Annotated in this window: 17 protein-coding genes and 1 pseudogene; 4 read left to right on the top strand and 14 right to left on the bottom strand. The window is 56.9% G+C overall.

Going from position 1 to position 26,057, the window contains the following annotated elements:
- Positions 1-28: 28 nt before the first annotated feature.
- From CRD20_RS06065 to CRD20_RS06030, 8 genes are all read right to left on the bottom strand, one after another.
- Positions 29-3,259, bottom strand: coding sequence for a SpaA isopeptide-forming pilin-related protein (locus CRD20_RS06065; RefSeq protein WP_187405065.1), 3,231 nt, complete (start codon positions 3,257-3,259; stop codon positions 29-31).
- Positions 3,259-4,188, bottom strand: a complete 930-nt coding sequence (locus CRD20_RS06060) for a prealbumin-like fold domain-containing protein (protein ID WP_187405064.1) — start codon at positions 4,186-4,188, stop codon at positions 3,259-3,261. The genes CRD20_RS06065 and CRD20_RS06060 overlap by 1 nt, the downstream gene beginning before the upstream one ends.
- Positions 4,181-5,194 carry a class C sortase gene (locus CRD20_RS06055; RefSeq protein ID WP_222866229.1) on the bottom strand — a complete coding sequence of 338 codons (1,014 nt, stop codon included), beginning with the start codon at positions 5,192-5,194 and terminating at the stop codon, positions 4,181-4,183. The genes CRD20_RS06060 and CRD20_RS06055 overlap by 8 nt, the downstream gene beginning before the upstream one ends.
- 237 nt (positions 5,195-5,431) lie before the next feature.
- The gene (locus CRD20_RS06050) at positions 5,432-7,066 is read right to left on the bottom strand and encodes a SpaH/EbpB family LPXTG-anchored major pilin (RefSeq protein ID WP_049190894.1); all 1,635 of its coding nucleotides are present in this window, start codon (positions 7,064-7,066) and stop codon (positions 5,432-5,434) included.
- A 669-nt stretch (positions 7,067-7,735) separates the two neighbouring features.
- Positions 7,736-8,095, bottom strand: a complete 360-nt coding sequence (locus CRD20_RS06045; RefSeq protein ID WP_005511660.1) for a hypothetical protein — start codon at positions 8,093-8,095, stop codon at positions 7,736-7,738.
- A gap of 175 nt (positions 8,096-8,270) precedes the next feature.
- Entirely contained in the window at positions 8,271-9,038 is a 768-nt protein-coding gene (locus CRD20_RS06040; protein WP_187405063.1) for a class F sortase, read from the bottom strand.
- Between the two features lie 9 nt (positions 9,039-9,047).
- The gene (locus tag CRD20_RS11235) at positions 9,048-12,059 is read right to left on the bottom strand and encodes a VaFE repeat-containing surface-anchored protein (protein WP_187405062.1); all 3,012 of its coding nucleotides are present in this window, start codon (positions 12,057-12,059) and stop codon (positions 9,048-9,050) included.
- Positions 12,060-12,986: 927 nt separating this feature from the next.
- The gene (locus CRD20_RS06030) at positions 12,987-13,634 is read right to left on the bottom strand and encodes a hypothetical protein (RefSeq protein ID WP_016421892.1); all 648 of its coding nucleotides are present in this window, start codon (positions 13,632-13,634) and stop codon (positions 12,987-12,989) included.
- A 455-nt stretch (positions 13,635-14,089) separates the two neighbouring features.
- On the opposite strand from CRD20_RS06030, the pseudogene CRD20_RS06025 reads away from it, so the two are divergent.
- Positions 14,090-15,344: pseudogene (locus tag CRD20_RS06025) on the top strand (IS3 family transposase).
- A gap of 111 nt (positions 15,345-15,455) precedes the next feature.
- Positions 15,456-16,379: a siderophore-interacting protein gene (locus tag CRD20_RS06020; RefSeq protein WP_016421889.1), complete on the top strand. Its 924-nt coding sequence runs from the start codon at positions 15,456-15,458 to the stop codon at positions 16,377-16,379.
- On the opposite strand, the gene CRD20_RS06015 is transcribed toward CRD20_RS06020, so the two are convergent.
- The 6 genes from CRD20_RS06015 to CRD20_RS05990 form a co-directional block, all read right to left on the bottom strand.
- Positions 16,376-17,170 (bottom strand): ABC transporter ATP-binding protein, encoded by a 795-nt coding sequence (locus CRD20_RS06015; RefSeq protein ID WP_016421888.1) that lies wholly within the window; start codon positions 17,168-17,170, stop codon positions 16,376-16,378. The genes CRD20_RS06020 and CRD20_RS06015 overlap by 4 nt on opposite strands.
- On the bottom strand, positions 17,167-18,219 hold the full coding sequence (locus CRD20_RS06010) for an iron chelate uptake ABC transporter family permease subunit (RefSeq protein WP_016421887.1): 1,053 nt from the start codon (positions 18,217-18,219) through the stop codon (positions 17,167-17,169). The genes CRD20_RS06015 and CRD20_RS06010 overlap by 4 nt, the downstream gene beginning before the upstream one ends.
- A complete protein-coding gene (locus CRD20_RS06005; RefSeq protein ID WP_222865141.1) occupies positions 18,216-19,211 on the bottom strand; it encodes an iron ABC transporter permease in 996 nt (331 codons plus the stop codon). Before CRD20_RS06005 ends, CRD20_RS06010 begins: the two co-directional genes overlap by 4 nt.
- 51 nt (positions 19,212-19,262) lie before the next feature.
- Positions 19,263-20,219: an iron-siderophore ABC transporter substrate-binding protein gene (locus tag CRD20_RS06000; protein WP_016421885.1), complete on the bottom strand. Its 957-nt coding sequence runs from the start codon at positions 20,217-20,219 to the stop codon at positions 19,263-19,265.
- 812 nt (positions 20,220-21,031) lie between these two features.
- Positions 21,032-22,072 (bottom strand): aspartate-semialdehyde dehydrogenase, encoded by a 1,041-nt coding sequence (locus CRD20_RS05995; protein WP_070601293.1) that lies wholly within the window; start codon positions 22,070-22,072, stop codon positions 21,032-21,034.
- 9 nt (positions 22,073-22,081) lie between these two features.
- Positions 22,082-23,347, bottom strand: a complete 1,266-nt coding sequence (locus CRD20_RS05990; protein ID WP_048733180.1) for an aspartate kinase — start codon at positions 23,345-23,347, stop codon at positions 22,082-22,084.
- A gap of 473 nt (positions 23,348-23,820) precedes the next feature.
- Here CRD20_RS05990 and CRD20_RS05985 point away from each other — a divergent pair, with 473 nt between their 5' ends.
- Both CRD20_RS05985 and CRD20_RS05980 read left to right on the top strand, forming a co-directional pair.
- Positions 23,821-24,858 (top strand): DMT family transporter, encoded by a 1,038-nt coding sequence (locus tag CRD20_RS05985; protein ID WP_370546004.1) that lies wholly within the window; start codon positions 23,821-23,823, stop codon positions 24,856-24,858.
- 156 nt (positions 24,859-25,014) lie between these two features.
- Complete coding sequence (locus CRD20_RS05980) at positions 25,015-26,052, top strand: class C sortase (protein ID WP_187405060.1); 1,038 nt, start codon at positions 25,015-25,017, stop codon at positions 26,050-26,052.
- The last annotated feature ends 5 nt before the right edge of the window (positions 26,053-26,057 follow it).

Here is a 26,057-nt window from a genome sequence, read left to right as displayed (position 1 = left end):
GGCGACTGCACAGAACCCATTCTTGTTATTAGGACTGCTGGCGGCGAGTCCAGAACCAACCGCAGCTTGCGATTACCGCACCAAACAGTGTCCAGAGAAGGACGCCGTTTCCACCGGTCTTTGGCAGCTTGCCGGTCTTGGTGTCGGTCACCTGCATGATCATGAGTTCGCCGGAGCCTTCGGCCTTGATAAGCGGGCTACTGCCGCCTACCACCGAGATGGTGTACTCCTTAGTCTCTTGGTCAATTGAGATTTCAAAAGCTACTGGCTCTGGCAGCAGGCTAAGTCCTGCCGGCGCCTTCGTTTCTACAAGGTAGAAAGTGCCAGTCTCAGTGATTTCAATTGACTTCTGATCAGGCGTGATGGTGTAGACCGGTCCTCCACTGTAATCCGGCTGCCCACCAGCCGAGGGGTAGATATCGAAGGTTGCACCACCAAGTCCCGGTAGAATCTTGACTCCCTCACCATCGACGTACTCCGCCTTTTCCAAGGTCAGCTTGCCTGGCTTGGTGTCCGGCGCTTCGTAGTTATCGACAACACAGGAAATGGAAGACAGGACCTTATTGGATTCCGACATCTTTACACGGAAACCAAACTCGCCCACATTTTCCACCTTGAGAGGTGAGGTTTTCCCGTCGCGGGTTTGAGTACATACGGCGTTGTAGTCACCGGTGGAATCCAAGGTGTCACCGCGACGGAACAAGGTGTAGCCCTGCTTCTGCGTTTCAGTCAGAACCAGCGACTGTTCCCTCTCGCTTTCGATGTTCCACGATGCAGTACCCTTATCGGATTCAGAACCGGAGGTCACCTTCATCGACTGGTGAACCAACGGGCCATTACCAGAACCGATGACATTGTTATTTGCGGACAGGGTGAACTCCCAACCAGGGGCACCGTCTTCGAGAACCTTGCCGTTTTCATCGACAATCCTCTTCTTGACCTTCACTACACCGTTGCATCGTGTGGTTACGTCTTGGGCGATTGTTTTCATCTGTTCCGCAAGATTGCTGTAGTTAGACACCCTCACCGTGTCACCAGTGCCCGAGATATCCTCGCCCATGGTCTTGACACCACGTGCACCGTAGGTCCACCTAGACATGTCCGAAGTAACTGTGTTTAACCTCCCATTAGGCATCCGTTCAAACACCTGCAGGGCCTGGTTGCCTGCCGCGTCGTACGCCATTTTCAGATTCGCCATGGTGTCGGTGTTGATGTAATTGGCGTGCGAAGCCTTCGGGTGATCACTTCGAATTTTGTAGTAGAGGCCTGGGGCTTGTCCCGGATCTGCTTGCCAGCCAATGCGCTTGGCGTCTTTGAGCACCAGATCATTCGTTACAACGGGGCGTTGGCTGCTTCGCCCGCCAAGAGTCAGGTCGACCATGAGCGGCACAACACGGGTACCGGCAGCTTTGAGTTCGTTGGATGCTTTGATTGCGTCGTTGAGAGCACTAGCCTGAACGAATTCACCACCGATGCCCTTGCTCTTGATTGTCGAGGAGGTCGTGGGCATACCATCAGTGATGAAGTACACCACGTCGTAGTCGTTATCCTTGACCTGCTTCAGGCCCGCTTCCCAGTTCGTAGCACTGTTATTTGCGTTATAGCTCCAGTTCTTAACTACGTCCTTTGCTCGCTGGACGCCCTGCTCCGACAGCATTGAAATATATGGTGGGTTCTGACCGTGTGTCGTTCCAGCCTGATTAGCCGGACCGTCACTTGCGAAGTTATAGATGCCGAGCTCGGCTGGAGTGCCCTGCAGGGAATCGATAAATGCATTCGCGGCCTTTTTAGATGCTTCGAAACCATCAGTATCTGCGTAACGGAGCGATGTCGAAAGGTCTGCTACTACAGCAATACGCAGACCACAACGCTGTGGCATCGGCGGGTTAGGGACTCGCCCATGCACCCATTTGGCTCCATCTGGTGGCGAGATAATCTCCGGTGGTTTTGGCTCGTCCTTTTTCTCTCCATACACATCGAGGGTGACCTTCAAATTCTTGTTCTGCGAAAGATTATTAGTGAAGGTGAAAACCGCATCCTTCGGCACAACGGCAGAGCCAACCGGCTTACCATCCTTTACCGGCACGACCTCCATAGTGATGAAGCCATTGCCAATATTGACGTTGCGCTTCTGCAAGGTCACACCAGGCTCAATCTGATCCAGGGTGAGATTGTACTTCTGCGGGTCCAAGAAGGTCGCGTCAGTCTCGATACGCACGGTTGCGTACTTCATGTGAGATTCCTCAGTCACCTTAGCCGTAAAGGCATTGGGCTTCTTCGGATCTACTGGGTCAGCTTTGACTGCAAACTCGTGACCGATGGCATCAAAGTGACGCCCTTCGACAGCCGGTGGTTTGGGGTCTTCGGGAGAATCTGAGCAGTCTTTTACCTCACCGCTCAGGTTGAAAGTCCACTCAGTGCGTGCGTTCGGAGCGAGCTTAAACCCTGGCTGTGCCACCGCAGTGACCTTGACTGTACCCGGCTTGTTCTGCTCGTAGACGTGGGGGCCAGCCGGCTTCTTCTCTGCGTTGAGGTAGTAATCAACACCCTTAGTGTCCGGGATATTGATGTAAGCCTTCTCCACGCACTCCGGTGCAGTCGCGGGATCGACAAGCGTTGGGTCCGCGGGAGTTACGGTTCCGGGTTCTGGCTCCGGATCCTCCGGCTCGGTGGGTTCAGTGGGGTCAGTCGGCTCCGTTGGGTCAGTAGGATCGGTAGGTTCCGTCGGGTCAGTTGACGGATCTGTCGGCTCACTTGGGTCGCCTGGCTCAGTAGAGCCGTCGGGAGTACCGCGGAGGGTTATGGCCACGTCGCCAGTTGCTTTCTGGGTAGTATAGCGAAGGCTCAGCGTGACTTTGTCGCCCGCCTTTACTGCTTCGTTCAAACCCTTGTGCACAACTTCAAGCGGCGCCTGTCGGGGATTGCCACTCGGGGTAATCTGCGGAGCAATCTTCTTCCCATTAATCTTGAGTGTATATTCCTGAAGATACCCTGAGCCCCCAACATTGAATTGCAGGCTGTCAATAGTCGCATCGCTGTCGATTGTGAACTCGTAATCAGGAGTGGGGCGACTATTAACGTTCTTAAACTCATACTTCGGCGGAGACGTCGGAATGACCTCCGTCTGCGCCTGTGCCTGCGGCACGGTGGGAGCAAAAGCCTGACCGCTGACAACGAGAGCTACCGCTAGCAAAGCAGCCAAGAACATGCGAAGCGTAGTTCGCATTGAATCCGGCAAGCGGAATGTTGTCGAAAACATTAGTTCTTCCCACTTTCTGAGTTCTTCTTGCTAGCAGCGATAACGACGAATCCTCCGCCGATTAGTGCAGCAGCGACGGCTACCAACCCTGCTACCTGCACACCGGTGAGTGCCAAGGAGCCAGATCCTCCGCTACTTCCCGAGCTTGAGGATGAACCCGACGAGCCCGAAGGCGTCGAGGTACCAGGCTCACCAGGTGGCATGGAAGTAGTCGACGTTGTCGTCGAGGTTCCCGGTTCACCCGGAGTTGTCGGAGTTGTCGGCGTCGTCGGAGGCGTCTTCGGCGGGGTCGATGTTCCCGGCGTAGTCGGCGGTGTTCCCGGTGGCGTTGTCGGAGGGGTCTTCGGCGGAGTCGTTGGAGGTGTCGACGGTGGTGGCGTCTCCCCCGGCTTATGCGACTTCGCCACAATGACGCCCTCTACCGGCGTGGAGTCATAGCCCGCACCGTAGAACGGCACCGATACCAAGAAGGAGTTGATCTCCCGGTAACTGTCATTCGGAGCCGTCGAGGTCACAAGATAGATGCCCTCCGGCAAATCACTGAATTTAACAGAGCCGTTTTCGTCAGTGACCTGGCTGAAGTGGAGGTCTTTCGGCCACTCGGCAAGCTCAGCTGCGGTGGCGTTTTCCACCTTCTCGCGGTCCTGCTGGCTCGCCGGCGAGATTCCCTTGAGACGTTCCAGATGAATGGTCACGCCAGAAATAGAGCCCGATGCCGACGAATTATCATCGTCCGGGTTTCCTGGGCTCAAGGTAATTCGCACAATGTCAGTGCCGCTCGTTGCTGAAACGCCCGGAGCGTCCACGCGTCCAACAATCCTGGCCGCGTTGGCGTCATTCGCGCCGATTGCACCCATCACTGCAACCAGAGCGCAGGCAGCTAAGAACGCAGCTATCCGGTTCCAGGTGGATGTCAAATATTTATTCATTGTCGTTTTCCCACCACGAAGTGTTGTTATTATCCTCGGACGCTGATTCGCTGCCGTCAGCGAGTTCATCGCTGTCTGCGTCGCCATCAGCAGTCTCGACGTCCGCGTTCTCGGCGTCGTCGTCAAGCTCTTCGTCGGCGTCGAGGCGTTGGCGCCAGAGCCACCACGCAAAGCCTGTGCCAAGCACAAACACCGCTACGAGCAGGGCGTACATCCACCACTGCCATCCAGCTCCGTGCGTTTGGTCGAAGACATTGCTTTCCGACGGATCCATCGGCACTTGGTGCCCACGCACTAGCAGACGATGCGTGTTGATTCCGTAAGGGGTGCAAGTGATGAGGGTGATGTAGTCCTGGCCGTCAACGGGACGAAGATCATCGGTCTCATGCGGAAGTACAACCTTGATTTGATCAATTTCGTACTTCAGCTTGTGACCTGCGACCTGGATATAGAAGGCGTCTCCCTCTTTTGCTTTCCGCAGGTTATCGAAGAGCGTTACGTTAGTAAGTCCGGTGTGACCGGTAATGATGGAGTGGGTTCCAACACCGCCGACTGGAAGATCGGATCCGTATAGGTGTCCGAGCCCCTTGGCGAGCACCTCATCACTGGTGCCGTGGTAAATCGGCAGGTCGGCCTGAATCTCTGGGAAAATCAGACGCGCCATCACGTCGGTAGCGTTTAGCTGATCGAGATAAGCGGCGTACTCGGGGTTGTGGTCATTAACTTCGTTAAGCCACGGGTCCAGAATCGGGCCGGTGGTTTGGCGCTCGTTGTAAGCGTGAGCGCGTTCCCACTGTTCATCTTTAACTTCTTGGGGTACGGACTTTTCCAGCTTGGCAAACTCTTTGGCCGCCTTAGAGGTGCCGTAGTTGTTCAATGCCGTGGAGACAACCGGGTACAGCATCACAAGCAAGCCCACAATCACCAAAATTGCGGGGAGAACCATGCTGTTCTTTTTCGCCTGCTCAGGCTGTTCAGGCCGCTCAGCTGATGCGTCCCGCGTCAGAGTAGACGCAGAGTGTTTACCCACGGAGGAACTCCCAAGAAGTCAATCAAAAAGGGATGTGGCCTTTCTCTTTCTCACCGGCGTAGAGATGCCTGCTGTTGAAAAAGAGCACATCGAAAGGCCGCAACAGTAATTTCAGTGATGCGCAAACTACAGGAATGGCGTGCGCTGTTGAACGCACGCTATTCCCTCAACACTGGAGCTAAAGCGCTCCAGTGGCCGAGCCTTTACTCGGATTTAGTTCTTGGAACCGCGGCGGGCGAACCATGCACCAGCTGCGACGATAGCTGCACCGATAGCAGCCAGGATGCCAACACCGGCACCACCGGTCATCGGCAGGTTCGGGGTGGTGTCGTCGGAGTTAACAACCTCACCCGGGTTAGCGCCGACCTGGACGGATGCCAGCTCGTAAACACGCTCCGGGGCAGTCTGCTTAGCAACCAGCTTGAACTCGAGTGCCTCCGGCAGCAGCTCCTTACCCTTCGGAGCCTTGGTCTCAATCAGGCAGTAGTGGGACTGTTCGCCTTCGACAACCTCAGCGTTGTCTTCGAAGTCGTTGACGTGAAGACCGGTAATCTTGACGATACCGTCCTGGCCAGAGACGAAGGTGGTCTTCACCTCGTCACCCTGCTGGCCGTTAACCGGAGTCCAGGAGTCCTTCTTGGTGGTGTCAATGTCGGAGCACTTCTGGCCAGCAGCCTGGCGGACAATCTGGAACTCGGCACCTTCCAGAGCGTTGCGGTCGCCATCAACCTTCTTGAACTGCACGCCACCCCAGTAGGTCTTGACCTTCGGAGTCTCCTTCGGAGTGCTGTTCTCGGAACCGTCCGGGTTGTTCTGGAAGACCAAACCGGTGTTCGGCGCGATGTCGGTAGCTTCCTTGAACTGCGGCTTCAGCGTGGTGGTGATGGTAACGACGACCTTGTCACCAGTACCAAGAGTCTTTGCAACGTCTGGCTTCAGGTTGACATCGACATTGTTGCCCTCGAAGAACTTACCGTCGCGGTCGTCGGTTTCGGACAGAGCCCGCTCCGTACCATCTGCCTTGACAACCTTGACATCAACCTTGGTGACTTCCAGCTTCGGGTCAATCTGGTCAGTGATCTGGAACTGGGTACGCTCCGTGTTCGGCTTCAGCTGGCGAGCGGTACCCGTGACGGTGTAGACCAGCGCTTTGTCGCCGGCGTTCTGGTCCTTGTCCTTAACGGTCTTGGTCGGCTCTTCATCCTTGTAGTTCTTCGGGAATGCGTGAACGTCGTAGTTCCAGGTGGTGCCCTGAGTCTCGTCGCCTACCTTGCCATTGCTGGTCATCGGAACGAAAGCGATGAACGGAACAGCCGGGTCATAGCCTTCCTTCGGACCGGTCTCAACAACCAGGTAAGCGCCAAGAGCCAGATCCTGGCCAACGTTCCACTTGCCGTCCTGGTCGGTCGTGCCGGTTGCGACCTGCGTCAGGGTACCGTTGTCAATCAGAGCCTGAGTCGCCTGGGTACCAGTAGCGAACTCGCCAGCCTTCAGCTTCGAAGCAGCCAGCAGACCCTCGTTGGTGGTGACATCGATGGGGGTAGCGCCATCTGCAGTCTTGTTGATCTTGTAAACGGTGAAGCCGACACCTGCGAGCTTCTCGCCACCATTGGCAATAACGTCCTGGACGTCAGCTTCGGTACCAGACGGCTGACCTTCGCTGGTCGGGTTACCGAACTTATGAATGGTGAGCGAGCCCTTGGCGTCCTTATTTACCAGAGGGGAGTTGCCGGCAGCCTGGTTGACGGCAGTGTCCTGAGCGATTGCAGCCGGGGCGGAGACGCCCATCGACAGACCGACGATGGCAGCGAAGGTTACCGAGCGGGCGGTACGAGAGAACTTATTCACGAAAACAGGTCCTTTACAGAAGTCCAAAATGAAGCGACACGCTTCAATACGTCTCGCGATTCACTCCAGACGGCGACACCAACGTTCCCCGACTTGCCAAAACTGAGATTTTCCTTAAGGGAAAGACCAGTCTGTCTAACCTTTTAAGCCTAAGCGTTATGAACTTTAACGTTTACTGGCTGAAACATTGCAGTTCAAGCCCATTGCTCGCTCAGTTAATAGCGCTCAGTGAACCGCTTATAAATAACTTAACTCGTTTCACTTCCAATCGATACCCGACGGTTACACACCGCCAAACCAAGCATCCAAGAAACCTACACAAACATAAGAATTGCAAGAGATTAATATCTTTTTATCGAGGTCACAGCGGTTTTTTCCAATCGCAGCCAAACCCCTCTCAATTCCCCACACAATCAAACCCACCCAAAAATGGGGGTAGGCAATTGCCCTATAGCGATGGCTCCTATGTCTAACCATTACCGCCGCAGAGCACGCCGGGAAAATGAGGACTTATCAACCTTCTTGTGTTTGCTGTCACAGCATCGTCGGTAAGCGAAAGCAAAAACCGTTTGAAGCAAAACGCCCCGCGGTGCACCACCCTGTGCTAGGACCTGTAAAGCACAGAGGCAGTAAGCGACACGGGGCGCGCTGTGGCGTCACAAGAGGCGTTTAGAGAACCGCCCAGTAGTGAACATCGTTGTAGCCGTTGAGCTTGAGAACGTCACCAATCTGATCGACCTTCTTCTTGCCCTCAGGGGTCATGCCATCCGGCATGATCTGCACGTCAGCGCTGTGATCGCCGGTGAAGGTGATGTTGACGTAGTCCTTGCCATCGCGGTGCTCAAGCTCGAAGACGTAGCGGTTGACGGCTAGCTTGCCCGAGTGGAGGAACCCACCCTTGCCCGGAGCGACAACTGCAGTGTCAGCAGAGTTTGCAGGTGCAGCTACTGCCTGTGCGGCAGTGGCAACCGGAGCGGCAAGCACGAGTGCGCCCACACCCCAGACACCGATTTTCTTCAACATGCTCATAGGTACTTCCTTATCTTCTGTGTTTCTGCAGGGTTTCTGCAGATTTGTTCTGTGTTTTTCTGCGACTGCCGGCGCCGCCGTTGTTCGACGGCGTTCAACAGCCACAGCCAATGAAATTGGTCAACTAGTTGAGGCTGAGCCCCAGCGCCCTAGTGCTCTGATCTAGCGCACTGGATTAGCGCACTGGAGTGGCCTCGACGATGATGTTGTCGGCGTAACCCAAGGTGCCGCCGACGAACTCGCCTCCGCAGGTGATGAGGACCAAGCGGTTCTCACCAACTGCGTCGTTGACAGCCTCGGGCATCTGGGCGCCCTTGACCACCTGGATTGGATCCTTGCTGACGGTGAAGTCTCGGCTTTCGCCATCTACCTTCACCGTGACAGTGTCACCAGCCTTCAGGTCAGCGAAACGTGCAGCGTAACCATCGCCCTGGTCCACCTCATTGACGTGGCCGGTAATGACGGACGATCCAGCAGCACCTTTCTCACCGGGAATCGCGGAGGCGGAATACCAGCCCAGGCGCGAAACGTCGGTCGGAGGAATCAGAGATCCCTGATCAGTCAGCTGAACGAAATCAATCGGAGCCGACTTACCGTCAATGAGCATCTCCATCTCGTGCACAGCTCCCCGAGAACCCTGTGCTGGAGTGGGCAGATTCTCTTGCGCACCTTCGAGCGCCGAATCATTGCGGTGCAGTTGGGCAATCACCAGCAGAGCGATAACGCCGATTAATGCGATAGCGGCGATATACACCCTTGGCTGCTTCCACCAAGGCACGTCCTGCAGGTCTTCGACTTGGCTGTCGGCCTGGTCTTCATCCTGGCCAAACGGATCAACGTGGCCGAGTGCGCCGGTTTCGGTTTCCGGATCGATGCCGGGCTCGTAACCTGGAGCATTTCCAGGTTCCTTTCCGGTCTCGTCCGAGCCAAACTGATCGGTCATGGAATCTCCTTAGTTGGTGGCTACCGTCGGCAGAGCGTGAGTAGCCAAACCGGTCGGGCCAGACGGAACCGAACTAATTGCACGTCGTTCCGAGTTCGGAGCCAACGGCTTTCCGTGGTTCTTCTGCTTATCCTGGCCAGTGCCTCCGATGATGGTGACGTTGGTGTTGTTCTGCTCCGAGTGCTGATTAATCACAGTGTTCGGGGTGGCAGTGTCGCTGGTCGGTGCGGAGGAATCGTCGTTAGGCGTGCCCTGCTTGCCCTCATCCTTCGGCTGCTCAGATGGCGTGTTCTCTGGGGTCTTGCCGTTCGTGACAGTCTGCTCCGCAGAGTTGATGTCCTTGTGGACAGCAACTTCCTTGCCATTGGCATCGGTCAGAGTCTCGAAGGCAACCTGAGAAGCGCAGTCGCCGTCGGTGATGATGATCGGAACATCAACCGTGCCGGCGGATGCCGTCGGCACAAAGTGCAGGCGGCTCCTAGCGCCAGTGGACTTGCCCGTCTCCTTGCACATCAGCTCACCGGTCAACGTGTACTTCGTGCCCGGCTTCAGGCCAGTGAAGTGCACGGTGTCGATGACGACAGCACCCTTTTCAACCAGAGCCTTGCCGGCAATACCGGCAGTAGTCGTGATGGCTGGGTTGTCCTCAGACTGCGCTGGGGTGCTTGGGTGGCTCGGCTTGCTCGGCTTTTCCGGCTGAGCGGGCTTAGTCGGCTTGCTCGGCTTTTCCGGCTGGGCAGGCTTCGTCGGCTTGGACGGCTTTTCCGGCTGGGCAGGCTTGGTCGGCTTGGACAGCTTCTCTGGCTGGGCAGGCTTGGTCGGCTTGGACGGCTTTTCCGGCTGGGCAGGCTTCGTCGGCTTGCTCGGCTTTTCGGACTCGGACTTAGACGGAGTTGTCGTCTCAGACGGCTCTTCCGGCTGTGTCGTCTCCGGCTGCTCGGACGGCTCATCGTCGCTCGGCGTTGCCGGAACCGTGGACGTGGTCGGCTCAGTCGAGCTGGTCTCCGGTGCGATCGTCTCCTCGGACGGAGTTTCGCTTTCCTCAGTCGGGGTGTCTTCCGGCTTCTCCGGAACCTCTCCAGTCACGGTCTGGCTTGCGTCATTGATATCTGCGTGGTCAGCGATCTCATTGACCTGACCAGCGCTTTCCTTACCAGTCGAGTCGACCTCATCAGAGGTCAGGTGCTCGAACACGACAGCCTCAGCAACAGGAGTCTTAACAGAGTCAGACACCTCAAGAGTGACAGTCACAGTACCGCTTGCCGACGTCGGCTTGAACGTCGCCTCGCCATGACCAATCACAGAGCCATCAGCCTTATTAACCAGTTCACCGGAGAGGGTGTAGTTCTTACCAGGGACCAGACCCTCGAAATGTACGGTGTCGACGACCTTGGCATTAGCCTCAATGCGGTTGCCCTGAAGCTCGGCTACCGTGCGCAGCTCCGGCTCCAGCGGCGTATCAGCTGGCTCGCTCGGCTTAGACGGTTCGGTAGTCTCAGTCGGCTCGGTCGGTTCCGTGGTCTGCGACTCAGTGCTGTCAGTCGGCTCGGTCGGTTCCGTCGGAGCGGCCGGCTTCGTGGACTCGGAGGTGTTAGGAGTAGTCGGCGACGAGCTCGGCTGCTCTTCGCTTTCCGACGTCGTCGGAGTCTCAGACTCACTGGTCTCAGAAGTAGTGGTCTCGCTGGACGACGGCTCCGTTGTCTCTTCGGTCGTCTCCTCGGTCGTCTCTTCGCTCGTCGGGGTCTCTTCGGAGGCCGACGGCTGATCCGGCTTTTCGCCGTGAACGGTCTGAGCTGCGTCGTTGATGTCCTCGTGGGTAGCGATTTCTACCCGCTGACCATCGGTGTTGTCCTGGCCATCGGCGGTGACCTCTGTCGAGGTCAGCTTTTCAAATGCAACAGCAGCGGAAACCGGCTCATCTACATCATCGGAGACGGTAATCATGACAGCCTGCTCACCCGAAGAGGTCTCCGGAGTGAATTCGACGCTTCCGGTACCCAGGATGCGATCAGCATTGGTCTTGTCCACCAGGGTGGCGTCCAGGCGGTAGTTCTTACCCGGAACCAGGTCGGTGAACTTCACGATGTCCTTAACCACAGCGCCCGCAACAATCTTGTTGCCGTTCAGGCGAGCCTGAGTGGAGATCGACGGCTTACGCGTGGTCGGCTTTTCTGGCTCAGACGGCTTGGTCGACTCGGACGGGGTCGTGGTCTCCGCAGGCGTGGTCGGTGTAGTCGGCTTCTCCGGCTCAGTCGGCTTTTCCGGTTCGGTTGGCTTTTCTGGCTCGGACGGCTTCGTCGGCTCTGCCGGAACTTCACCGGAAGACGGAGTGACATTGTCAATCACAATGATGTCTTGTTTCTTACCATTGTTGAAAATGTAGCCAGTGCGGTTCGTACCGTCGACGGTGCCCTGACCGACGTTAGCCGGACCAGTGAGGTAGTCGTAGACAGCCTTCGTCGATGGGTTGTGAATGCCCTGGGAGAAGTCAATGTCATCGGAGAAGTGCCACAGAGCGAACTGAGTTGCGTTATTGGCATCCAGCACATTCAGACGTCCTTTAACTCCAGCTGCCTTCCCCAGTTCATCCAAACCAACAGCTGGAGAACCTTGGTGAGCAATCCAGTTGAGCTTCCGGTATCGGTCAAAGTCGTTCCGCAGCTTGTTATTGGTATCTGTACTGCGCGAGAACTGACTGAAGTTCTGCACACGACCGGTGTCATAAAGATCACCGGCGACGCTGGCCTCAATGCAGTAACCCATTTTGTGGCTACCAAATGGTGTTGCAGCCTCGTCAAATGCCGCAATGAGTGGCCCAAAATCACGGACATTTCCATTGGCTTCAACACCCTTAACGGTTCCAGGAACACTCAGAATCTTCTGAATCGTCAGGGTTTCGCCAGTGTCTTCTGCATCCTGCGCATGCGCAATTATTGGAGATTTAGCGAAGAAAAGAGCGAGCACAGCCATGAAGCTAAATAGCGCCAACCAGCGCTTCTCGTTTGTAAAACGACCGAACATGAGCCCTCCCCCTTCCTTCGATTTCAGTGCGTTATACACCTTTCGCTACCTTTCCAGCCTTCAATTAACAATCAATGACCACGCATAAGCGTCTCCAGCCCCCATCACAGGTAGCCCAGTTGACATCGCCTTCTAATTCTCATTTATAGCGTTGGCCGCCCCCGAATATAACAAATACATTTTATGTTTGTTAGACCATTTAATTGGCACCCCTATTTCCTTTTATTTCAATGTCGATAATTGTTGTTTGCATATTTTTTCAGGGGTAGCCGTATGGATACCGGGCAAATACTAACGTTCCACCTTCCTCTACGACGCCTAGCCATTCAGCCCAGATAAACCTCCATTACCTGCAGATATGAAGATTTTTCAATAAATCTCCACCCATTAATTCGGGTTGAAATGTCTCCCATGTCACGATTCTTATAATTGTGAGATAAGGCACAGCCAACACCCCACCCCCACCTAATGAAAATGCACCCCAATAATTTTCCGGACGCAATAATGACACCTCTGAGCCATTTGCAAAAACCCCCTAGGCGCATTTAATAAGCCACATAATTGTGCCTTAATTGCGGCTGCATAAATATTTGCCTCTCCGCCCTAGCCCTCTCCATCTGCAGTTAATAGACAAAAATGGGTCTGATTCAAGACATTCCAGCAGATCACGTTATGTAAATCGCGCCTGAATAGAGGGCTGCAAATGTGAAACTGTGCGAGTTTATGACACTTTCAAGCCATTTTTCGGGCCATTTTTGTCATAAACGCAGTCAGTAACTCGGATCGACCCCACGTCGCCAGCTATAAACGCAAGAAAGCGCCTCCCCACTCCACAAGGAGTGAGAAGGCGCTCGTGCGCTGTTACGCGCTAATCGCCGCGCAAGCTAACAGCTGCGCAGTGCAGTGCCTAAGTCGGCTTAGACGGTCTTAGATAGCCTTTGCACCGGTGAGGTCCAGGTCGACTGGCAGGTTGTCACCTGCACCGTCCTCGGCCAGCAGACCACCCTGGTTGTTGCCACCGGTCTGGGCACCCTGCTCCTGGCCGCCAGTCTGGAGGCCACCCTGGTTCTTACCGCCGGTCTGCATGCCCTGCTCTTGGCCGCCGGTCTGGAGACCATTCTGGTTCTTACCGCCGGTCTGGAGACCCTGCTCCTGGCCACCGTTCTGCAGACCCTGGTCGCCACCGACGTTTTGCAGGCTCTGGTCCTGGCCACCGGTCTGGAAACCGGACTGACGCTCACCAATCTGGCCCTTGTCGTTAACCTGGTCGCCGCCGACCTTATCGCCCTTCTCCAGCTTGTCGCCGCCAATCTGGTCTCCGCCGTTCAGCTGATCGCCGCCAGCGTTCTGGAGACCCTGGTTGCCGCCAACGTTCTGCAGAGCGTTGTCCTGATCGCCACCGACGTTCTGCAGACCCAGGTTGCCGCCCTCAGTCAGAGAGTGGAAGTTCGGGAACAGTGAGTCGACCTGAACCAGTGGGCCCTCCGGGAAGTTCACGTTGAACTCAGGTACCGGCAGCGGAGCCGGTGCTGGCAAGGAGGAAATCAGTTCGCAGATATTGCACAGGTTATCCATGATGATCCTTTAGAAAAATGAAGTGTAGATAAATGGTGTGGCGCGATGCCCAGAGCTGAAGGTAAAGGGCTTCTCGCCTTCTCCTTTGCGGCCACTGCCGTGCTCACACGAAAACCGTACCGGTGATGAAAAACGGTCACAATATAGAAATTCGACCCACTTCAGCCAGGAAATTGGAAACAGAATAACGGCAAAATTTAACCTGCACTTATGCCCAAACGTCGCATGTCACGGGTCACATTGCTAGCCGTTTGGTCACCCCAAACCAGGCTCGCCTTTTCCAGCAGAAAAGCCTCGGCACCTAATGAACTGCTCCCCATTAGTTGGACTGAGAAATCAGTTACCGACTAGTGGGGAGTAGTTGTCATTGAGAGCACGAAGTTCGCTAAGTGAATATCAGCGCGAGCAGTTGGTTGAGCTTTTTGAGCAGGGCATGGGCTATAGAGCCGCTGCTAATGCTCTGGGTGTCTCCAAACACGCTGCGCGCCGGCTCTATTGTCGGTTTGTGCTGCATGGCAGGCTATGTCTTGTGGAGAAACCGACTAAGCAGCAGTATTCGTTTGAGATCAAGAAGGAAGTTGTCCAACGCCACCTTGCTGGCGAGACAGCGATGGATCTTGCGCGTGAATTTGGCCTGTCATCACAGCAGCTGGTCAGGGGGTGGTCGTGGAAATGGCGCAAAGACGGCGATGACGCGTTGAAACCGAAGCCGAAGGGCAGGCCTAAAGGCTCGGTCACGCCGAAGCCGCTGTCGGAGGAAGACAAGCTGCGTGGCGAAAACGAACGGTTGCGGGCCGAAAACGCTTATCTAAAAAAATTGCGGGACTTGAGGAATCAGGGACGCGCCTGAAAGTCCAGGCGATTGTCATCCTCAAGTCTCACCACCGCTTGGAATATCTCCTAGAGGCAGCGGGTATCCCACGGTCGACGTTCTTCTACCACCAGCAACGACTCAGTAAGCCAGATAAGCACGCCGTTCTCAAGCAAGCGATTCGGGAAAGCTTCGAGCGTAACAAGCATCGCTACGGCTACCGGCGAGTGCTGCTTGACCTACGCAACCAGGGCTGGGTGGTCAACCACAAACTCGTCTACAAACTCATGTGCGAGATGGGTCTTCGAGCTAAGATTCGCCAGCGCAGGCCTTATGTTTCCTACATCGGGACGATCAGCCACATTGCTGACAACAAGCTTGACCGCAAATTCACCCCGGATAAGCCAAATGCCGTCTTTGTCAGCGACGTCACCGAGTTCAGGGTCGCAGGCCGCAAGGTCTACCTGTCACCGGTGATGGACTTGTTCGACCGTTCAATTGTTGCCCACACCGTGGCTACATCGCCGTCGACAGCGTTGACCGCCGATTCTTTAGCTAAGGCGATTAACACGTGTGCGCCTGAACCCGGGTGGATGATGCACACTGACCAAGGTTTCCAGTACCAGCATTCGTCCTGGCGCAACTTGATTGGCGACAACGGTGGTGTTCAGTCGATGTCGCGTAAAGCCAACTGTTACGACAACGCGGTCATGGAAAATTTCTTCGGGCACGTGAAAACCGAGATGTACCACGGAGAAGTCTTCGACACTGTCGCAGAGTTCAGTCAGGCGATTAACGAGTACATTCAGTGGTACAACACCGAACGCGTCCAACAACGACTCAAGGGCCTGACCCCGATGCAATATCGAAATCAGACCCTTGAAGCCCTAACCGCCTAGAGTTAAACCAGTCCAACTTTCGGGGACCAGTTCACCTCGGATCCCCGCGGGGCTTTTTCTGCCCCTCACCCTTTCACTTTTGCTTTAGGTAAGGGTAAGTTAACTCCCACTATGACCTCGAACCCAGTTACCCTGAACACTCCGACGAACACTTCCGCCTACCGCGCGGCCTTTTCTGACCACCTACTCTTGGCCGCCCCTTCTGAACCGCACCATCGAATCATCCGCGCCACTGTTTATGACGTCAGCGCCCCGGCAGAAAACCTGCAGAGGATTGTCATCCGCTCCCCCGAGCTAGTCGGCTTTCAGCTTTCCGGCCCGGACGAATTCTTTGGCCTCTTTATGCCGGCTAAGCCCGGCGAGAATCTCCATTTACCCCTCCACGGAGGTGGCGCCAATATCCGCGCAAGCGTTACAGCCATGCCGGAGACCCAACGCCCAAATTTACGTTGGTACACCGTACGCTCACTCGATCCCGAGTGCGGACAGATAACTTTCGACGTGGCGACACATGGCGTCAAAAATCCAAAGGATGAGCACGTCGGACCAGGGCTCGCCTGGGCTCTTGCAACTCGTGTTGGCGACCAGGTAGGCATCTGGACATGCCAGGGCCTCTGGCACCGCGCGCAAAGTTCACAAACACTTATCGCAGACCCATCTGCCGTACCTTCCGTTCGCGCCATTTTGGATTACGCGGATGCGTTTGCCCCGGAACAGTTGCGCGACATACACCTCGTAGTGGTCGCCGAGAACCATGGTGACCTCGAGCCATCCCTCGTCGCCGACTGGGAGAGCAAGCTGGGCAGCCTAGAAGTGCTGTTTAGCGCTACAACGGACTTCAGCACGGCAGTGATGTCCCACCTACAGCAACTGGACCGTGCCGAACACCCCGCAACACAGTCGAAGTACGTCTGGGTCGCGGGTGAAGGACAGCTCTGCAAGGAAGTACGGCGCCACGCAATTCACACCTGGGGCCTCAATAGCGAATCCGTGCAGTGGTGCCCCTATTGGTTCCTAGGCAGGGCACGGCCTTAATTAGCCACAATCCCTCGCGGCACAATAATCGGAGCCATACCGCGGGGATCTTCCCACACCTCGGCATTCAGGCCATATGCCTCGCGCAACACATCCACCGTCAGAGCCTCCTTTGGAGAACCCTCGGCGATCTTTTCCCCTTCCTTCATGACGATCATCTCGTCGCTAAAAGCTCCCGCCAGGCCAAGATCATGAAGTACGGTAATCACCGTCTTGCCCTCTTGAGCGAGCTCCCGCACGATACTTAGAATCTCTATCGCATGTGCCGGATCTAGGTAGGTAGTCGGTTCGTCCAACAGCACAATTGGCGTATCCTGCGCCAACACCATCGCCATCCAGACCCGCTGCCGCTGGCCGCCAGAAAGCTCCGCCACGTCGCGGGCAACAAGATGGTCAACCTTCGTCTTCTTCAGCGCCTCGCGCACTTTTTCTTTATCTTCTGACGCCGTCGCTCCCCCACCCCAGAGCGATCGACGATAAGGGTGCCGTCCGCGCTCCACAAGTTCTCCAACGGTCAATCCCGCCGGACACAGCGGGTGTTGTGGCAAAAGCGCAATTAGTTGGGCGGCTTCGCGCGACCGCAAACTATGCACGTCCTTTTTCTCTACAAGAACCCGTCCTTCGGCGGGAGCAAGCAGCCGAGAAAGCGTCTTGAGCAACGTCGACTTGCCACAACCATTGGGGCCTAAGAGCGTGGTGACCTTCCCGGGCTCTGCAGTGAAAGACACGTCCTTAACAATGCTTGGGCCGTCGTTGTAGCCCACGGTGACGTGATCAACTTGAACGTTCATTGAACCATTCCTTTCAGAGTTCCGCGACGGGCCGCCAACCACACAAGCAACACCAACGCGGGGCCACCGATGATGGCGGTAACCAAACCCACAGGGGATGTAAATGGCAGTGCGCCCGCCACGACGGCGCACGCAGCTAATAGAGCAGCGCCTGCAAAAGTAGAGCACAACGGATGGGGCGTGGGTGTTCCGGCCACCAGCTTGGCCAGCTGAGGAGCCAATAGTGCCACGAATCCAATTGGGCCGACAAAGGAAACCACCACCGCGACAATGCCCGTTGCGGCAATGAGCAAAATAGCGCGCACCCTCGTGACATTTACCCCAAGTGTGGACGCGGTGGCGTCATCATGAGAAAGAAGAGGGACATCGCGCGTAACACAAAGGCCTAAAACTACGAAGGGCAACAGGCCCAACACCATAGGAAACAAAGCTTCCATACGCACAAAGCCGGTAGACCCAGCGAGCCAAGTTTGGGCATCCGTGGCACGAGTTAAGTCAGCCCGGAGCAGGAGATACTGCACTAAAGACTGCGTGAGGAAAGACAGTGCCAGGCCGATGACCACTACGCGCTGCGACGTCCCGAAGCCACCGAGTAGAACGAGCAAACCAACGATCACTAGTGCGCCAAGCAAAGCGAGTGCAGCACGCCACCAGAACGTCGGCACCCCCTCACTCCATGCAGGGCGGGTAACTACGGTGCCCGCCACAACCAAAACCGCCGCGCCGCCGGATACACCGAGAATGTCCGGGCTGGCCAGCGGATTGCGGGCCATGGTCTGAGTCCACGCACCTGCCAGCCCTAGAGCCGCGCCGACCAGAACGGTAGCGATTGCTACAGGCAGGCGGAGATCCCACACCACGTTGATTGCTTGCTGTGTGCCCCCACCGGTGAGAACCTCGATGACTTCCATCGGGCTGAGCTTCACCGCTCCTTGCCCCAGGATTAAGCAGTAACAAAGAGCCGCTATGAGGGCGAACCCTGCCGAAGCCGCCAGGACGCGTCTGCTTCGTGAACGCTTAATACTACGGATAGACGTCATATCGCTCATATCGTCAGCTCCGAGTCATTCGAGGTCGGTGAACTCTTCTTACGTCGCACCGCCAGAATCATCACTGGGGCACCGACAATAGCTAAGACAATGGACATTTCCAGCTCGTTAGGCTGCAGGACGAAGCGGCCCACAATATCGGCTAGCAACACAGCCGCGCCACCAACAATGCCGGTCGGCAGCAAGAGGCGAGTCAGGGACGGGCCGGTAAACGGGCGTAGTAGGTGTGGCACGGCGAAGCCCACGAATGTCACAAGCCCCACAGTGGCTGTCGCCGAGCCGGCGAGGATGATCACCGCTGCGGCAGCCAACAAGCGGGTTCTCGTGGGCGAGCTGCCAAGGGAACGGGCGGAGTCCTCTCCCATCGCAAGTAGATCCAGCGGGCGTGCTGCAAGCGCACCACATAGAGCACCTAGTGCTAGACCTAAAGCAGCTAAGGCCACGTCTTCCATACCCCGCCCAGCTGTAGAGCCAACGGTCCAGCGGCGGAGCCCTTCCAGGGTGTCGGAAGAATAGAGGCTCAGCATATTCGTGGCCGCTTGCAGGGCGAAGGTAACTCCCACGCCCACGAGTACCAGAGTTAGCGGGTTACGCGATACGCGGGAAATCAACAGCACGATTAAGGCAGCGACGGCCGCCCCGACGAGCCCTACAAGTGTCCGCTCCCCGACCGTCGTTGCCCAGCCCAAGGTCAGTGCCGCAGCGACTGCGAAACTTGCTCCAGCGTTCACGCCGATAATGCCGGGATCTGCCAGGGGGTTGCGGGTCCAGCTCTGAGCAATGGCACCCGCCATAGCCAGGGCTGCGCCTGTGATCACAGCCAAGAGGGTGCGCGGAACGCGCAAGTCCCAAATGATGCCGGATTGCGTAGATGGGTGCGGACCATGCATGAGGATGCTGGTCACTTCGCCAATGGAAAGATCTTTGGAACCCAAGTACAGGGAGGCAAGCAGCAGCAAAGCCAAGCCAACGAGTGCGGCCGAAGTAAGCAAACGCCGGGAAAACACCAAAGAATGTCGAGTTCTTGAAACGGACACTTTCAATTAAATTGCGTCAGAGAACTTGTCGACTGCCCAGGGGATGGTCAATGGGTTCGGCATACTCATTGCATTGCCCACGTTTTCGTCCATCCAGCGGACCTTGCCTTCGCGAACAACGTCCAGCTTGCTGAATGTTGGATCCTTCTTCAAGGTATCGGCGGCACCCTGGTAATCAAGGATGAAGAGGTAATCGACGTTGTTGAGGTCGCTGTAGTTCTCAGGTGCGATGTCGCGGTAGAACTCGCCCCCGTTACCTTCGAGCTCCTTCGGGATCTCGAAGCCCAGACTCTTGATAAACTGCCCGCGACCGTCACCGGAGGTGTACAGGCCGATCTTTCCCTGATAAGGCATGACGATAGCCGCACGCTTGCCTTTGAGCTCAGGGTGCTGCTGTTGGAAATCATCGAAGGCCTTCTGCGTTTCTTCGACGAGTTTGTCGCCTTCTTCTTGCTTGTCTACAGCGCCGGCGATCTGGTTGACCTGATCCCGCCAGGGGATCTGCCAGTCCGTGGCACCGTCTGGCTTAACGGTGGTTGGGGCGATGTCATTAAGCGCCTTCTTCGCCTGCGCGTCTACGGCAGAGTTCACCGCAATGATCTTGTCCGGATCAGCGGCGGAGATCTTCTCCAGGATTTCAGCAGTGAATCCGTTGGCAGTACCGTAAACCACTTCAGGCTTGTTGTCGCCGAGCTTTTCGGTAGCCCATGGGCCGACGCCAGATGCATCAACATCTCCCTCAGCACCCCAGGGCGCTACGAGGACTGGTTGGATGCCTAGAGCGAGCAAGGTATCGCTGTCTCCCAGGCCAACTGCGGCGATGCGCTCGTCCCCGGTGCCCTCATTTTTTGACGCCGCCGCGTCGTCGCCTCGGGAGCAACCAGACAGAACAAGAGTGGATGCTGCCAAGACAGCGGCGGTCTTCAGCGCCGCTCGACGGGTCAGCGAATTGTTTCGAAACATGTGAAAACCTAACGCGTAAGGAACTCTTTGAAACGCTGTAAAGTACCCGTAGCCCCAAGAGACTGATGGCCTCTTTCGGCTACGGCCAACACAGCAATCGAGCCTATATTACACAGGTAAGGCTAACCACACAACAGGCTACCCTAAATTAGTCCGCTTCCTGCTCGGCCGCTACCGACTCCATCGCCGCCCTGGCCACCGTCGCCACGCTGGCCACCCTAGCCACCCTGGCCACTGTCACCGCCCTGGCCACCCTAGCCACCCTGGCTCTCAATGCCGAGATGCTCGCGCTATTGCAACTCGTGGCACCAACTGTCGGAAAAGTTGCACTTCGAAGGTCGAAATGTCGCTAGAACGGGAATCTGTCAGCACAGGCGCGCCTCCGAATTTTGCGACAATTCCCTGACCTGCAGTTTTGCGGAGCTGCAAATCAGTGTCTTTAACGCATTCCCGTTCTAGCGACATTCACCCCTGCTAGCGCCCCAAATACGGCGCCGTCGGCCACGCATCCCCGGTCTAGCGACATCTGCACATCCTCACGCCGCCAAATAGGGCGCCGGCGCCTCCCGTGACGCAATCCCCCCCCCAGCACTGCGCTCGCACAATCTCACATTCCGCTGGCGCTGCAGCCAAGCGGAAAGCGTGGGCGTCAATAAGAAAAAATAGGCCCCCTACCGCAACAATGTGAACTACTCCCCATTAGTTGGACTGAGAAATCAGTTACCGACTAGTGGGGAGTAGTTGTCATTGAGAGCACGAAGTTCGCTAAGTGCCGAGGCTTAACTTTTTGCGCTCTCAAGTACTGCGCTCAACTACTGGTCAGCGACCAACAACTCCGCAATCTGGATGGTATTCAGAGCAGCGCCCTTACGCAGATTGTCGCCAGAGACAACCATCACCAGGCCACGCCCCTCCGGAACCGACTGATCGACACGGATACGACCCACCAGGGACTCATCCACACCAGCGGCAGCAAGCGGATTCGGAACGTCGACGACCTTCACGCCCGGCGCGGACTCCAGCAGCTCAGTAGCCTTCTCCACGGACAGAGCATTCTCAAACTCAGCGTGGATCACCAGCGTGTGGCCAGTGAACACCGGAACACGCACACAAGTACCAGCAACAGCCAGCTCAGGGATAGACAGAATCTTGCGGGACTCATTGCGGAGCTTCTGCTCCTCATCGGTCTCCAGCGAACCATCATCAACAAAGTTGCCGGCCACCGGCAGCGCGTTGAAAGCAATCGGTGCGACGTACGGACCGAAGTCCTCCGCAACCAGAGCCGAGCCATCAGTGGTCAGCTTCTCCAGGTTGTCGATGTTCTCGCGCACCTGGCCAGCCAGAGTATTCACGCCAGCAAGGCCCGACCCCGAGACGGCCTGATAGGAGGACACACGCAGACGCTGCAACCCGGCCTCGTCGTGAAGCGGCTTGAGCACCGGCATCGCGGCCATCGTGGTGCAGTTCGGATTAGCGACAATGCCCTTCGGGATGTCCTGCAAAGCATCCGGGTTGACCTCGGAGACCACCAACGGGACCTCCGGATCCTTACGCCACGCCGACGAGTTATCAACAACAACAGCGCCAGCAGCCGCAAAACGCGGAGCCTGCTCCTTCGACAGCGTGCCGCCAGCGGAGAACACCGCGACATCAATGCCCTTCAGATCCTCATCAGAAGTAGCCGCGACATCCTCGACAACAATCTTCTCGCCGCGGAACTCCAACTCCTTGCCCGCACTACGAGCAGAAGCGAAGAAACGAACCTTATCGGCCGGGAAATTACGCTCCGCCAACAGAGTGCGCATCACGCGGCCAACCTGGCCAGTGGCACCAACAACAGCAATCGTGGTCATGAAAACTCCTTAGCGTCCAGTACCAGCGTAAACAACAGCCTCAGTGTCGCCACCGAGATTGAAAGCGTCGTGCAGAGCCTTCACGGACTTGTCGACATCCTGGTCATTAACCAGTACCGAGATACGAATCTCAGAAGTGGAAATCAGATCGATATTCACACCCTCATCAGCGAGCGCCTCACAGAACGTCGCAGTCACACCCGGGTGGGACTTCATGCCAGCACCGACCAAGGACACCTTGCCCACGTGATCGTCGTAAAGCACGTCCTTCCAGTCATTGTCAGCCTGCAGCTTCTTCAGCAACGCCATCGCCTTCGGAGCGTCCTCGCGCGGGCACGTGAAAGTAATGTCAGTGCGGTTATCCGCGACGGTGGAGACGTTCTGCAGCACCATATCGATGTTGATTTCCGCATCCGCAACAGCACGGAACATCTTCGCCGCCTGGCCCGGATCATCCGGAATGCCCAGCACGGTCACCTTCGCCTCGGAGCGGTCATGCGCCACACCGGTCAACACTGCTTCTTCCATAGGGATATCCTCCATCGATCCATCAACAAGGGTGCCAAGTTCATTGCTATACGACGAACGCACACGCAACGGGACATTAAACGCGCGGGCGTATTCGACACTTCGCAGCTGCAAAATCTTCGCGCCAACCGCGGCCATTTCCAGCATTTCCTCGAAAGAAATGGTGTCTAAGCGCTGGGCATCCGGCACGATGCGCGGGTCTGCGGTGTACACGCCATCCACGTCGGAATAAATCTCGCAGACGTCTGCCTCCAGCGCTGCTGCGAGAGCAACCGCAGTGGTATCCGAGCCGCCACGGCCCAGCGTAGTGACGTCCTTAGTCTCACGGTTCACACCCTGGAAACCGGCCACCAGGCAGATGTGGCCCTCGTCGAGAGCCTCGCGGACACGGCCCGGAGTGACCTCGACAATGCGGGCGTTACCGTGGCGCTCCGTAGTAATTACGCCGGCCTGCGAACCGGTAAAAGAACGGGCCGATGCGCCGAGGCTTGCGATTGCCATAGCGACCAGCGCATTAGAAATACGCTCACCGGCGGTCAGGAGCATGTCCATCTCGCGTCCCGGCGGGACCGGGTTGACCTGCTCAGCGAGGTCCAGAAGCTCATCGGTGGTGTCGCCCATTGCCGAGCAGACAACCACGACGTCATTGCCCTGCTTTTTGGTTTCCACAATTCGTTCTGCAACACGACGAATGCGTTCGGCGCTCTCCAGGGATGAACCACCGTACTTCTGCACAACCAGTGCCATGGTCGGCAACCTCCAAAAACTAGGCAACTATATGCACGTAACTATTATTGACTCAATTTACTTGAGTCGCATTCGTAATTACATAGTGGGTTACCAAAACGTAGCTTGCGGGGGTTGTGTGGAGGGTTTGGATCGGGTTGCGTGGGGGTTTGCGGGGTATCGTGGCCGGTTTTCGGGTGTGGGTTGGGTGTGGATCGGACGCTGCTGCGGGCTGCAAATGTGAAACTGACTAAGTTTATGACAAAAACAGGCCATAAAATGCCTCGAAACTGTCATAAACCTAGTCAGTAACTCTCGGTACTGTGCCAGGAACTCCGGGCTCAGTCAGCTCCACTCCCTAACTCCCGGGCTCCGAGCTCAGTCAGCTTCTCGGCCGAACCAGCTAATTCCCGAGGCGCTGCGGGCACCAAGCACTGCCCGCCCAACCCCTGCGAAGTGGACATGACAAGTGTTGCGTGCCTAGCATCTCCTACGTGAACAATGACCTTCTCGCCGCGATACTGGCACTGCTGTCCGCACTCAGCATCGCGTGGGGAACCGTCATCCGCCACAACCTCTCCGGAACACTGGAAAAGGGCACCAGCACACTTCGCGGAGTGGCAAAGACCCTGAAGCTGCCGCGCTGGTGGCTGGGCTCGGGTCTGGCAATTGCCGGGTATGTATTTCAAGTCGCGGCGTTGGCATTTGGCACGTTGCTCCTGGTGCAGCCGTTGTTGGTCATGAAGCTGATGCTCACGCTCCCGCTGGCGGCGAAGGTCAACGGTCGGCGGATTTCGCGGTCAGAGATGATCTGGTCCGTGGCGCTTACTTTTGCGGTGGCGACGCTGGTGTTGCTCGGCAAGCCGACTGCCGGCTCCACCGATATCCCCACTTACCTGTGGGGTTGGGCTCTCGCCGTCGGTGGCGTGGTCACCTGCGGGCTTTATGCCGCTGCAGTTCAGTGGCCCAACACCGGCACCGGCGCCGGTGGCGACTCAGACACCAAACAGCGCGGAGTGCTGCGCCAGAACCCGAAGGCGCTACTACTCGGTACGGCAACCGGCTGGCTGTACGGCTTCGTCGCGTTGCTGTCTAAGTCGGTGGTCGATACTTATGTCAATGACGGGCTCGTCCAGCTCCTGCTCTCCTGGGAACTCTGGCTGCTTGTGGCACTGGCGGTTATTGGCGTCGGCCTGCAGCAGGCGGCTTTTAACGCGGGGCCGTTGCAGGCTTCGCTGCCAGCTATGACCGTCGTGGAACCGATCGTTGCCTTCAGCTTGGGATACATCGTTCTTGGTGAGCGCTTCCAGGCAGTTGGTGTGCAATGGGTAGCGCTGTTTATCGCACTGGTAACCATGATTTCTGCCACTATTGCCCTGGCGGCTCGGCCGGCAGAGGCCACCTCCACAAGCGCCGCAAGCGCCCCAAGCACCGCGACCACCGACGCCCCAAGCATCGCAAACACCGCAGACACCGACACCACAAGCACCGCAAACACCACCACAGATTCCACCGATGCCACAGCACGGTGAGTAGAGTTCAGCTCTCCCGGGTTGCATGACCTAAATTGGTATGTGCACTTATTAAGTCGTTAGCGATTTGTCGGCCTGGCTATCCCTGCCCGGGAACTGTCCCTGGTGAGAAAGACCCGTGGCCGCTATGCACAAGGTCACCAAAGGTAGGACTCGATGGGGCGTCATTCCCATTCCAAGCGGGCAACTTCCAAGCGGGCACCCAAACCGACATCTAAGCGGAAGTCCGAACGCGCAAACAGCACCAGCGCCGCAACCAAAACCGCCGCAACCAACACCAAAGCAAAGCCCCAAAAGGGCAAGAAGCTCAACTCGAACACCATCATCGCCCTGCTGCTGATCATTGGCGGTTTGGGCGTGCTGCTGTACCCGGTTGTCGCAACGCAGTGGAACAACTTCCTGCAGGCCCGCGCCGCAGATGAGTACTCCAAGCTGGAGAAATCCGCTCCTCCTGAGGTCTTGGACACCGCCTGGAATGAGGCCCACGAGTACAACGCCAGCCTCGGCGAGGTCAATCCGGGCGATGCCTGGACCACCTCCGATGACGAGTCTTCCCCGGAGTACCAGCGCTATCGCCACTACCTCGACGTGCTTGGCGAGACCGACGCGCTCGGCCGCATCGTCATCCCGTCCATCAACTCTGACCTGCCCATTTTCCACGGCACTTCGGAAAAGTCGCTTTCACGCGGTGTCGGTCACCTCTACGGCACCGACTTCCCGGTCGGCGGCGTGGGCGAGGGTGAAGGTCGTCACGCGTCGCTGTCGGCGCATACGGGTCTGCAGAATGCGACGCTGTGGGACAACCTCGACAAGGTCAAGAAGGGCGACGCGTTCTACATCGCAGTCGCGGGTCACAAGTTGAAGTATGAGGTCCACGACGTAGCCGTCGTAAAGCCGGATGAAACCGATGCTTTACGACGCGTCCCCGGAGAAGACCTGATCACCCTGATTACGTGCACGCCTTACGGCATTAACACGCACCGACTGCTGGTGACGGGGCACCAGGTGCCGATGGATCCTGACGAGGAGTCCGTGTTCGACGGCAGCGGTTCGCAGTGGCAGTGGTGGATGTGGGCCATCCTGGCAGCAGCGGCGGTGATCATTGCGCTGCTGATTTGGTGGCTGCGGAAGCTCTCGCGCGACGGCAAGGGCGAACCGGAAGCCGAGCGCGAGAGCGACGAGGCAGAGGATTAGGCCTC

The organism is Corynebacterium sp. LK33 (assembly GCF_014334955.1).
GTDB classification, from domain to species: Bacteria; Actinomycetota; Actinomycetes; order Mycobacteriales; family Mycobacteriaceae; genus Corynebacterium; species Corynebacterium jeikeium_D.
The sequence above is the reverse complement of the archived record's forward strand: the minus strand, read 5'-3'. Positions and strand labels throughout refer to the sequence as shown.